This is a genomic window from Clostridium intestinale (assembly GCF_035905475.1).
GTDB classification, from domain to species: Bacteria; Bacillota; Clostridia; order Clostridiales; family Clostridiaceae; genus Clostridium_T; species Clostridium_T intestinale.
The window spans coordinates 273,362-285,658 of record NZ_CP121166.1 but is presented as its reverse complement, the minus strand read 5'-3'; the positions used below and the strand labels follow the sequence as shown (position 1 = coordinate 285,658).

12 protein-coding genes are annotated in these 12,297 nt (G+C 29.2%); 5 read left to right on the top strand and 7 right to left on the bottom strand.

What is annotated here, in order from left to right; all coding sequences use genetic code 11:
• Positions 1–5 precede the first annotated feature (5 nt).
• A complete protein-coding gene (locus P8F83_RS01300) occupies positions 6–1,022 on the bottom strand; it encodes a YkvA family protein (RefSeq protein ID WP_326513113.1) in 1,017 nt (338 codons plus the stop codon).
• Positions 1,023–1,190: 168 nt separating this feature from the next.
• Between P8F83_RS01300 and P8F83_RS01295 the strand changes: the two genes are divergently transcribed.
• Positions 1,191–2,924, top strand: coding sequence for an ATP-dependent metallopeptidase FtsH/Yme1/Tma family protein (locus P8F83_RS01295; protein ID WP_326513112.1), 1,734 nt, complete (start codon positions 1,191–1,193; stop codon positions 2,922–2,924).
• A gap of 128 nt (positions 2,925–3,052) precedes the next feature.
• On the opposite strand, the gene P8F83_RS01290 is transcribed toward P8F83_RS01295, so the two are convergent.
• From P8F83_RS01290 to P8F83_RS01280, 3 genes are all read right to left on the bottom strand, one after another.
• Entirely contained in the window at positions 3,053–3,973 is a 921-nt protein-coding gene (locus P8F83_RS01290; RefSeq protein WP_326513111.1) for a rhomboid family intramembrane serine protease, read from the bottom strand.
• 249 nt (positions 3,974–4,222) lie between these two features.
• Positions 4,223–6,025 carry an oligoendopeptidase F gene (gene pepF, locus P8F83_RS01285; protein ID WP_326513110.1) on the bottom strand — a complete coding sequence of 601 codons (1,803 nt, stop codon included), beginning with the start codon at positions 6,023–6,025 and terminating at the stop codon, positions 4,223–4,225.
• 19 nt (positions 6,026–6,044) lie between these two features.
• Positions 6,045–6,446: a DUF6762 family protein gene (locus tag P8F83_RS01280; protein WP_073017955.1), complete on the bottom strand. Its 402-nt coding sequence runs from the start codon at positions 6,444–6,446 to the stop codon at positions 6,045–6,047.
• Between the two features lie 163 nt (positions 6,447–6,609).
• On the opposite strand from P8F83_RS01280, the gene P8F83_RS01275 reads away from it, so the two are divergent.
• Together P8F83_RS01275 and P8F83_RS01270 are read left to right on the top strand one after the other, a co-directional pair.
• Entirely contained in the window at positions 6,610–7,029 is a 420-nt protein-coding gene (locus P8F83_RS01275; RefSeq protein ID WP_073017956.1) for a hypothetical protein, read from the top strand.
• 76 nt (positions 7,030–7,105) lie between these two features.
• Positions 7,106–7,771, top strand: coding sequence for a metal ABC transporter ATP-binding protein (locus P8F83_RS01270; RefSeq protein ID WP_326513109.1), 666 nt, complete (start codon positions 7,106–7,108; stop codon positions 7,769–7,771).
• A gap of 30 nt (positions 7,772–7,801) precedes the next feature.
• On the opposite strand, the gene P8F83_RS01265 is transcribed toward P8F83_RS01270, so the two are convergent.
• On the bottom strand, positions 7,802–8,233 hold the full coding sequence (locus P8F83_RS01265) for a Fur family transcriptional regulator (RefSeq protein WP_315112569.1): 432 nt from the start codon (positions 8,231–8,233) through the stop codon (positions 7,802–7,804).
• 77 nt (positions 8,234–8,310) lie between these two features.
• A complete protein-coding gene (locus P8F83_RS01260) occupies positions 8,311–8,859 on the bottom strand; it encodes a manganese efflux pump MntP (protein WP_326513108.1) in 549 nt (182 codons plus the stop codon).
• Between the two features lie 275 nt (positions 8,860–9,134).
• On the opposite strand from P8F83_RS01260, the gene P8F83_RS01255 reads away from it, so the two are divergent.
• Positions 9,135–10,355 (top strand): 6-phosphofructokinase, encoded by a 1,221-nt coding sequence (locus tag P8F83_RS01255; protein ID WP_326513107.1) that lies wholly within the window; start codon positions 9,135–9,137, stop codon positions 10,353–10,355.
• A 36-nt stretch (positions 10,356–10,391) separates the two neighbouring features.
• On the opposite strand, the gene P8F83_RS01250 is transcribed toward P8F83_RS01255, so the two are convergent.
• Positions 10,392–11,690, bottom strand: a complete 1,299-nt coding sequence (locus P8F83_RS01250) for an aminotransferase class V-fold PLP-dependent enzyme (protein ID WP_326513106.1) — start codon at positions 11,688–11,690, stop codon at positions 10,392–10,394.
• Positions 11,691–11,811: 121 nt separating this feature from the next.
• Here P8F83_RS01250 and P8F83_RS01245 point away from each other — a divergent pair, with 121 nt between their 5' ends.
• Positions 11,812–12,237, top strand: coding sequence for a hypothetical protein (locus tag P8F83_RS01245; protein WP_326513105.1), 426 nt, complete (start codon positions 11,812–11,814; stop codon positions 12,235–12,237).
• Positions 12,238–12,297: the final 60 nt, after the last annotated feature.

Below are 12,297 nucleotides of genomic sequence, written 5' to 3'. Positions count from 1 at the left end.
CCTTACTAAGTCAAAGCCTCAACTACTGAATATAATTTATCCAAGTTATTTGCTTTAGTAAATCTCTTTACGTACTCTAAAGCATTTTTCAAAACTATTATATTCTTTTCATTACCTGCCCAATTTTCTAATATAACCTCTAGTGGAACATCATTTATTAACTTATTTAATGCAAATAATACTACAGCCATATCATCTATACTTCCCACTATAGGTATTTTATCAAAAATAATATCTTTAGGAACAACAATATAACCAATTGATGCTGCAACTGCTATCTTTGTTTGATTATTAATTCTGTTGTCTTTCATAAGCCTTACTATTAATGCAAGTATATCTGGAACTAATAATATGTAATCCTCAACAGACTTAAGCCTCTCAGGAATCTTATTTTCCACATAATCTCTTCCCTCACTATAGTAATCCTTTGTCTTTTCTACGATAACTTCAGTAGAAACAACTTCCACGTTCTCTTCAATTTTATCAGCCTCTTCTAAAGTTTTTACTTCTTCTCTTACTTCAGATATTTCCCCTATAACTTCTGATTTCTCCATAGGACTTTTATCCATTAACTTCTTTACTTCTATCTTTGAGTTATATAAATTTACTGTTAGACTATCTTTATCTTGAACTATATTTAATGAACCTAATCTTAAGAATTTAAAATCTTTAATTAACTCATTTAAGTGTATAATTACAGTATCATTTTCAACTTCAATTCCTAACTTTTTAAAATCAGTAAGTATTTTTCTAAGGATCAACTTTCTTATTGGTTTTATTGCTGGAATACCAAGAGCTTTTAATTCTGATAACTTTATAACTAAATCCTGCCCCCTTACTTCCACTATATTAAAGAAAATTGAAAATTTTATATTAAATAATTTTTTATATGTACCTTTTATTCCTATTTTATTATCTAGCTCTATTGAGTTTATAATCAATCCTTTTAAATCAATTACCTCTCTTAATAAATCTAACAAATCCTCTTTTGTAAGTTTTACTTTTACTTCTGATATGTTCATGGTTCCCCCTAAAATTACACATTTTAACTTAATTAAGTATAACTCATATTTGGTCAATTATCCATAACTTACATTACCAAAACTTATGTAATTCATTAGACAATATCTATTAAAAATATATAATTTAAAGTATATAATCGTTAATATTCTAAAAACTGGGGGGCAATTATGAATAAACTAAAGAAGAAAATACTTATAATACCATTAATAACAGCCTTACTTTCTATAGTTTCTCTTATATATGTAGATTTAGGCTTTAACTCTTATGAAAAAAAATCCTATTTAAACTTTAAGGAAGACTTTCAAAGCAGAAATATTCAAAAGGTTGAATTAAATAACACAGAAAATATCCTTGTAATTTTAAACTCTGGTGAAAAATATATAACAACTAACCCTCAAAGCCCTGATTTTCAGGAAGAACTTCTAAGTAACGGAGTTATAGTAAAAAGACAAAGTAGCACCCCCTTGGTTAAGACTATCCCTGCTTTAACTTTAGTTGCTTCAATACTTTTTATAGTATTATATTCTGTTAATACTAAGAGATTACCTATAGGATCTTCATTTTCTCCTGAAGATGTTTCAACTGATATGAAGACAAAATATGATTTTTCAAAAGTTGCTGGAAATGACGAAGCTAAAGAAAGTCTTCAAGATGTAGTAGATTTTCTAAAAAACCCTGATAAATATGCACGTTATGGAGCTAGAATTCCTAAAGGAGTCATTTTATATGGAGAACCAGGAACAGGTAAAACACTACTTGCAAAAGCAGTTGCTGGAGAAAGTAATGTTCCCTTTTATGCTATGAGTGGTTCAGACTTTATGCAAATGTATGTAGGTGTCGGCGCTTCAAGAGTACGTTCTGTATTTAAAAAGGCAAGGGATAAAGGAAAAGCTTTAATATTTATAGATGAGATTGATGCTATCGGTAAAAAAAGAGATGGCTCTAAAAACTCTTCTGGTACAGATGAAAGAGATCAAACATTAAATGCCTTATTAACTGAGATGTCTGGATTTACTGAAAAAGAAGGTATTGTAGTTATTGCTGCAACGAACAGATTAGATATATTAGATCCTGCACTATTAAGACCTGGAAGATTTGATAGACATATAGAAGTCTCTCTTCCTGATATAACTGCCAGAGAGCATATACTTAATCTTCATCTAAAAAATAAACCTTATAAAGATTTAAATATTAAAGATATAGCTGAAAAAACAGCTTATTTTTCTGGTGCTAAACTTGAAAGTTTAACTAACGAAGCAGCTATATTAGCAGCAAAGGAAGAAACAGAATTTTTAACTAATGAGCATATAAATTCAGCTTACGATATAGTAATTGCAGGTTACGAGAAAAAAAATAGATCTCATATAACTGATTTAGAGAAAAAAATAACAGCTTATCACGAAGCTGGACATGCTCTGTGTTCTTTATTAAAAACACCTGAAGATAAAATATCAAAGGTTACTATTATCCCGACTACAAAAGGTGCTGGAGGATATACCTTAACAGTTCCTAAGGATAAAGCTTATCAAACTATTACAAATTTAAAAAATAAAATAATGGTTTTATTAGCTGGACGTGCTGCTGAAGAATTAATCTTTGGGAAAGATAATATTACTACAGGAGCCTATGGAGATTTAAATTCATCAACTGAGATAGTTATGTCTATGATATCTGAGTATGGAATGGGACAAAACTTAGGCTTATTAAAAATGTCCTCTTTAGGTTCACTTTCTACTTCCTATGGAAATGTAGTAATTGAAGAAGCTAAAACCCTTTTAGAAGAGCTTTACGAGGATACAAAACTTTTACTTAATGAAAACATGGATCAACTTGATAAGATAGCTAGAATGCTACTAAAAGAAGAAACTATTTACTATGATGATTTAGTTGCTATGGCTTAAATAAAATGCAGAAGAACTTTTGTAAAGAGAGTTCTTCTGCATTTTTTACTTTTCTACCAAGTCTTTGTATGTTTCTTAGGAGAATTCTTTAATTCTTCGGAACTTAAGTTCTTTGGTGCTTAAATTCTTTAATTCCTTGTTTGCTTTTTATATAATGCAAATCCTAATAAAGCACCAACAATTAATCCTCCTAAATGTCCTAAGTTATCTATATTAGGAAGCATAAATCCTATTACTAGATTGGTAGCTATAATAGATATTAGGGTTATTAGATGCCCTTTACCTATTCTACTTCTCTCTTTAAACGCAAAAACAGCACTTGCACCAAACAATCCAAAAATAGCCCCAGAAGCCCCTACCGAAAGTGACTGGCTGTTAACCATAGATAAAACTGATGATCCTACAGAACTTAGTAAGTATATAAGTAAATACTTTTTATTACCATATACCCGACTTACTTGGTTTCCAGCATAATAAAGACAATACATATTCACAGCTATGTGTACAATCCCTCCATGTAAAAAAGCTGATGTTATAAGTCTCCAATACTCTCCATAATTTAATATTGCATAATTAAATTTTGCCCCCATTATATAAAGAACACTATAATCTATATTAACTATACTTTTTGAAAAATAAGCTGATATTAAAAACACTATAACATTAATTGCTATAAGCCCAAAGGTTATAGTAGAGTTTTTATCTTCTGAATCTCGAGATGTTTTTTTATAAATAGAATCTATCATCTGTATAAACGGAGTCTCATTATTCCAAGCAGCTACTACTCTCTTTTCTTCTGGAGAAAAATATACATCTCCTTGCTTTAACGGTTCTCCATCATAACTTCCATATATAACCCTAATAAAAAAACCTTCCTCTACAGCTATTTCTAAATCCTTATAAGTTTTATCTACTACTCCTACAGCAAGTTCCCCATTATCAATTTTTAATTTTGCTACCCACTTTAAGTGTTCATTTTCAATCTCTTTTATGTAGAAATTATATTGGTTTACTAAAGTATCAAATAATCTTTTTTCAAAATTCTTCATCTAATAAATTCCTTTCAACTTCTTATAGACTGTTTTTACTTAACCCCATTCTATCATTAAATTAATTTTATAGATATTTTTTATAAAAAACAAGTGCTGCAAATTATGCAGCACCCAAATTATTACTTATCTGATGTCTAGCCACTGTAACACTCCCATCCTCTATTAAGGAGTGAGTTAACAATGCCACGATCCTAGATAAGTTCAACTAAGATTCAGATGGAGATCAAACTACACCTAAATCAAGTTTCACTTAATTTCATTTTCAAGCATATCTAATAATTCTTTAAATCTTTCCATAGTCGCATCTATAGGTTCTGGTGTAGTCATATCAACCCCAGCTTTTTTAAGTATATTAATTGGATAATCTGAACCACCGCTCTTTAAGAAACCTATATAGTTTTCTACTGCATCCTTTTCTCCATCTAATATAGAATTAGCAAAAGCAGATGCCGCTGCATAACCTGTAGCATATTGATATACGTAGAAGTCAGTATAGAAGTGTGGAATTCTACTCCATTCACTTTCTATTTCATTGTCAACCACCATATGCTCTCCGTGATATTTTTTGTTTAAATCTAACCATATCTTATTAAGACTTTCTGAAGATAAAGGTTCTCCTTTTTCTATACTTTCATGAGTTATAAGCTCAAATTCTCCAAACATCAATTGTCTAAATACTGTTGTTCTTATTTGCTCAAGTTCTTGATTAATTAGATATAATTTTTTATTTTTATCAGTTTCTTTATTTATAAGATGATGTATTAATAAAGCTTCATTGGTAGTTGAAGCAACCTCTGCACAAAAAATTGTATATGAGGAATAAAAGTGTGGTTGATATTTTCTTGAATAATATGAATGTATAGAGTGACCCATTTCATGAGCTAAAGTTGATACATCATTAATGTCATAATTGTAGTTTAAAAGTACATAAGGCATTGTATCATATGCACCCCAAGAGTAAGCTCCGCCTCTTTTTCCTTTATTCTCATATACATCAATCCAGCCATTATTTATTCCTTCTTTAAAAATGCTTAAGTATTCTTCACCTAATGGTTTTAATCCTTCTAATATTATATCTATTCCATCCTTATATTCTATGTGTTCCTTTGGAACCTCTATAGCAGGAACATATAAATCATACATATGCATTTCATCTAATCCAAGTAACTTCTTTTTAAGTCCTATATATCTATGAAGTAATGGTAAGTTCTTATGAATTGTATTTATTGCATTATGGTAAACCTCTAATGGAATATCGTTAGGTTTTAGAGCATATTCTAAAGAATTTTTATAGTTTCTTGTTTTAGCTCCAAATATAAAGTTTTTTAATGATGCACTTAAACTTGTTGCTAAAGTATTTTGAAGTCCTTTATATGAAGTATATAGAGTTTTAAAAGCAGTTTCCCTTACTCCTCTATTTTTACTTCTAACGAAAGAAGAATAGTTACCTTCTGTTAACTCAACATCATGACCATCCTCATCTTTTATGTTTCCAAAGGTCATATCTGCATTTGTAAGCATATTGTGGATATTATATGGCGCATCTAAACAATCAGAAACTGAAGCCATTAACTCTTCCATTTCTTTTGTAAGAGTATGTGGTTTCTCCTTAAGTATATCTTTAAATAAAAACTCATATACTTTTAGTTCTGGGATTTTGTTTATTTCTCCCATTAAAAACTCTTCTGATAATTCTAATATCTCTGGTACAAAAAAAGCTCCATAGCTACCAAGTTCTGAAAGATATGTATCTATCTTATCTTTTAAAACTTGAAACTCCGAATTAGCTGTATTTTCATCACTTCTTAAGTGAGCATAAATTAATAATTTCTCTGCTTTTCTAGATATTACTTCATTTAATTTTAAATATTCTAATATCTTTTCTCCCGTAGTTAACTTCCCTGAAAAATCTTTAAGCCTAATGCCCTCTTCTTTTAAAGATTTGAAGTCATTTTCCCAAGCTGTGGTGTCTTCATAAACCTTTTCTATTTTCCATTTATATTCACTAGGAATTTCTTCTCTAAGTTTAACTTTTTTTGTTTCACTCATAAACTTCACCTCTTAGTTATTATTCTTCATATTCTGCTTTTTTATCTTGGATATTTTCAAAAACTTTTTCTATATTATCCTTAATTAAAGTACACAATTCATTTAATATAGCTCTTACTTCTTCATGCTCCTCATCAAAAGGAAATGATATCATCCAAGTTGGATTAAACTCATCATCAACTTCTTCAATGTCATATCCTAAGGTTTCAAAAGCCTCAACATCAAAAAGATCATACACTGCTGAGTATTCCCAATCCTCTACATCTTTATTTACCTGAAAATATAAGTTTACTTCTCCATCTATTACATATAGTTTATTAACATACACAGCACCTTCATTAACTGCATAACTTCCTATCTCTTTTATAAGGTGACCTGTATCTTTATCTTTTTCCATTAATACTAATGCCGAAAAATCCATCTTCAAATACCTACCTTTCACAAATGTTATGATTCTATTATATTGTTTTTTGCCACTTCTATGCAACAACTGTATTTTTATTTTACAATTATTGGAATATTTAAGATTTATTCATTTATTTTTATTCCATTATTTGGTAATATATTAAAAGGAGGTGGATATTATGTTAAATTCTCAGGTTCAAGTCCAAAGAAAATATTCAAAAAAACTTAGAAAGAAAAAAAGGATTTATAAGTTTCATAAATATAAAAAAATTAGACTTCAAAGAAGATTATTAAAAATATTAATAACTTCAATAATGTTAATTACTCTATTTGTTACATTTAAAGCTTTATATATACGAAGTAAATGCAAGGACATCTATTATTCTATAGATTACTATATGACATCCTCTTACTCTAAAGATAATAGGCTCCTACGAGTTAAGGAAATGAATGTACTTTATTCAGATGATAAAACTGCTGTTGTTATTGCCTCAGGTTTAGATGATAAATCACCTCATAAATATTTAACTTATCGAGTCTCTTTATCTAAAACCGAAAAAAAATATTGGAAACTAGAAAATATTGCTTCTGTGGATTAACTTTTTATTGTTGCAAACAATTCGCATTTAGTTATATAATTTAATATATAATTATAAATACAGGAGCTGATAAATTTTGCTAGAAGTTAAAGAACTTTTCTTTTCTTATACTGGAAAAGATCCTTATATATTAAATAACGTTAATCTTAATATTCCCCAAGGTGGATTTTTATCTATAATAGGTGAAAACGGTAGTGCAAAAACTACTTTACTCAAGTTAGTATTAGGACTACTAAAACCTATTAAAGGTATTATAACTACCTCTAATTACTCTGTAGGTTATGTTCCTCAGCGAATGGACAGCTTTAATAGCAGTTTCCCTATTACTGTAAAAGAACTATTAAAAGTTCACGCTAAAACTCTAGGTATTAAAGATAATAAAGCCATAGATGAAGTTTTAAGATATGTTAATATGACCTCTTTTAAAAATAGTCTCATAGGTTCCTTATCTGGAGGACAGCAACAAAGAATTTTTATAGGAAGAGCTTTATTAGGTAATCCAGGACTACTTGCACTAGATGAGCTTTCTTCAGGATTAGATGCTAAGACTCAACAAGAACTTTATGAACTACTTAGAACTTTGAATAAAGAAAAAGGGATTACAATTCTTTCTGTTGAACATAATATTTCTAAAGCTTTAGCTTATTCTACTCATATAATAAACGTTAAAGACTGCTGTGCTAATCTTTATACTATAAATGATTTTAAAAATACAATATATACTCAACAAGTACTTATATAATAGTTAAAGGCACAAAATAATTTTGTGCCTTTAGTTATGTTTTCCTTTATTGTTTTTATCATTACAGTCTTCACATATTCCTTTTAGGGTTATAGAATGATCTGTTATCTTAAAATTCGCTTCAGAGTTAATTAGTTCTTCTATTTGTTTAAATGGGCAATGAACTAATATTTCCTTATTGCAAACTTCACATTTTAATCTATGTTTGTGATCATCCTTCTTTAATGAAAAACCATTAACACCTTCTGGAAGGAACACTTTGTCTACAATATTTTTTTCCTCAAATAATTCTAGACTTCTATATATAGTCGATATGTTTACATCTTTATTATGCTCACAAAATATAGAGTAGATATGTTCTGCTGTCATACTTTTTTGGCATTCTTGTAGTATTTTTAAAATATCTATTCTAGCTCTAGTAACTTTTATTTTTTTATCTTTTAATAAATTCTCCCAATTCATACGTTCCCTCTATTGTTACTTTTCTTTTTATTATATCATAAGTATATGTCATTGTATTCAAGTTTTTATTATTGTGATTACATATTAAACATCATTTTCATTCCAAAAAACATTAATATTATTCCACCTAAATAATCTGCATATTTAGCTACAAAGCTTATCCTTTTAGCATATCTAGATAAGTAAAAAGAAAAGAGACAAAGTATTAATGTTACCCCACCTATAACTAGTGTATCCATAAGTATAAGCACAGGATTTATTATATCATGTAGTGCCGTGAATCCTACTACCAATGCATCTATACTTACAGACAGTCCTAATATTATATACATTTTAGGGTTTAATAAAATACACTCATCCTTGCTTTCCATTCCCTCCTTTATCATCATAACACCAACTATTGCGATAACCCCTCCTCCTAATATATTAGGTATGTCTGCTACATAATTATTGAAGAAGTATCCCCCTACAGCTCCGATTAATGATAATAAAAACTGAAATACTCCAAATGATAATGCAAAATAAAATTTATTTTTTCTTTTTACTGCACAATTTATACCTATACTAAGCGAAACTCCAAACGCATCCATTGCTAGAGCTAATGCAATAATTAAAACCTTCTCCATTTCCGTCTAATCTCCTCATTAATACTATCTTTATATAATATTTCACATTAACATAATTATTCTCGAAATTTTTAATATTTTTAATTTCTATTAAATTTATATAGTATAGCACATTCAACTCTTTTTCTTATATTAACAATGTAAATTCTGAGTTTTTTCAACAAAATTCCTTTGACATATTATAATAATACATATATCATATAATAGGATAACATTTAAAAAGAAATAGTATAGCACATTTAGAGTGATATACCATTTAATATAGGGAGGAAAAAATGGCTAATTGTATTATTGCACAATCTGGCGGACCAACGTCAGTAATAAATTCTAGTGTTGTAGGTTTAGTTGAAGCAAACCATAATTTAAATGCATTTGATACTGTTTATGGAGGACTACATGGAATTGAAGGTATCTTAAATAAAAAATTTATTAACTTAAGTGATGTATCACAAAGTAAATTAGATATATTTAAGTACACCCCATCTTCTGGCTTAGGTTCTTGTAGATATAAATTAAAAAGTCACACAGAATCCCTTGAAGAATATGAAAAATTAATGGAAATATTTAAAGAATTAGATATAAAGGCCTTTTTCTATGTAGGCGGAAATGATTCTATGGACACAATTTCTAAATTAAGTGCATATGGAAAAGAATATAACATAGATATAAAGTTTATAGGTATTCCTAAAACTATAGATAATGATTTAATGTATACTGATCATACCCCTGGATTTGGTTCTGCTGCAAAGTTTATATCTACTACAGTTTTAGAAACTAATTATGATGCTTCTGTTTATATGAATAATGGAATATTCATTTTAGAAACTATGGGAAGAGATACTGGCTGGCTAGCTGCTTCTGCTGCTTTAGCTAAAGAGAATGGTTCTTCAGTTGCTGATTTTATATATTTACCTGAAAAACCTTTCGTTGTAGGAAAATTTTTAGAGGATGTTAACACTCGTTTTAAGGAAAAGAACAGAGTTTATGTGGTTGCATCCGAAGGTTTAATAAATGAACAAGGTGACTTTTTAGCTCAAATTAACCCACTTGGCTTACATGACAACTTTGGACATGCTCAGTTAGGTGGTGTAGGAAATTACTTAAAATCAACTATTGTTGATGCTGGTATTACAACTAGAGTTAAAGCATTAGAGCTTGGAATACTTCAAAGATGCTCTATGCATTCAGCTTCTGACCTTGATATTGACGAGGCTTACCAAGTAGGCTATGATGCATTAAAGTATGCTCTAGAGGGCTTAACAGGTATGATGGTTGCTATAAAAAGAGAGTCTAACGCTCCTTACGAATACTCAACTTTCCCTATAGAGACTACTAAAGTTGCTAATAAAGTTAAGTATTTCCCAAGTGAATGGATTAATGAGGCTGGAAATCATGTAACTGAAAAAGCCCTAGACTATTTAAATCCTTTGATTTCAGGTAATCCTTCTTTACACTTTGAGAATAGTCTTCCAAAGTATAAAGCTTTTAACAAATAAAGCCACTTTAAAAGGTGATGGATTAATCCATCACCTTTACCTATAATTTTTTGCAATATACTCTAGTGTATTTAAAAACCTCCATACTTCATCTAAGGTATTATAAACTCCAAAGCTTACTCTTACCATACCTTCCTTTATTCTATGAGGATTTCTAAAATGTTCTTCAATAGTTTCATTATCTATATTTAATAATCTTTGGACATATGGCTGAGCGCAAAAACATCCATTTCTGACACTAATTCCTCCAAGCTCAGATAAAAGACTAGCTACGTGCCCATGCCATAAACCTCTTACATTAAAAGCCCCTATTCCTAATCTATTGCCATCATAATATGGATATCCATATATATCAATATTACCAATATTATTTAATCCTCTTAATAGTTCTCTTGTTAGCCACTCTTCTCTTTTTTCTATTGTCCTGTAACTAATTTTATTAATTTCATCAATTGCAGCAAGTAAAGCTATTACACCTAAAAGATTTGGAGTTCCGGCTTCATCTCTACTAGATCCTTCCCCCCAAATAACATTATCATCAGTTACAAAATTTACAGTTCCGCCACCCTTATAATCAGGTTCTCCATGTATAAACCCTTCCTTCAAAGCTACAATAACGCCTATTCCAAAAGGTGCATACATCTTATGAGCTGAAAATACCAAGTAATCTATCTCTTCCCCAGGCTCTAACCCTGCCATATTAACTTTTTCATGCGGAATAAGTTGAGCTCCATCAACTATAATTTTTCCACCGTATTTGTGAACTAATTTAGCTATCTTATTAACCGGATTTACATATCCAGTTACATTTGATGCTCCAGTAATAGTTAAATATTTAAATTGTCCTTCATTTTCTTTAAGCTTTTTTTCTATATCATCTACTGATAATCTTCCGTATTCATCCACCTCAATATAATCTAATCTGCATTTTCCTCTCCATGGCAAATCATTTGAATGATGTTCCATTCTAGTGCTTATAACTAAATCATTTGGGGAAGTTATCAATCTATTTGATAACTTATTTAGTCCTTCTGTTGCATTTTTTACATATATTACTTCATAATCTGTCCTACCTGATAAAGAAAATAATTCAAGAATTTTTTCTCGAGACTTTTCATATATATCTGTACTTACTTTTGATTTAAACCCTTCCCCTCTAGAAACGCTTCCGTAATAAGGTATAAAATTATTTACACTTTCTAGAACTTTTTTAAAAGCAGGAGTGGTAGCTGCATTATCAAAATTTATTGATTTTGTGAATTTTCCATTGTTTATTTTTACTGTTTCCTCTATACCAATAAAGGTTTCTCTTATTCTTTTATCTTCAGGATACATGCTCATTACCTCCTTATAAACATCATATTCTTATGAAAAACTTTTGTTGAATTAAAAGTTCTAATAAATAAATTAATTTCATAATCTTTAATAATAAAATAAGTTTCTAAGGAGGTATACAATGGTTCCAGCAGATAAATATATGAGTGATGACCTTGTTTTTGAAGTGTTTAGAGATCCATTAAGTTTAATGATGTTTTCCAAAGGGTTTTCTTCTACCATAACAAAATCTAAAGATTTAATAGGAGAGTTTAATGGCAAAGTATTCTCAAGCTCTGCCCCAAATACTATAGTAACTGATATTCCTAATACTTTTTCATTAATAAGAAGTTTAGATGAAGATGATGACTTAGATTTCCGTCAAGATAACTCAAAAGAAGCTGATACAGTTTTTGATATAATAGAAAATGACTATCAAAGTATTATTTCTAATTTTAGATCCTATAAAATGCCTGATCATATGATTAAGTTATTTACTAAAAAAATAATTTCAATAACATTAGAACATCATAATAAATCACTTATTAATTATTTTGAAGAAAAATAAACATAGAAATAAACTTCTAAGAACATAATAAAGTTTTTTATAAATTAAGCACCCAATATT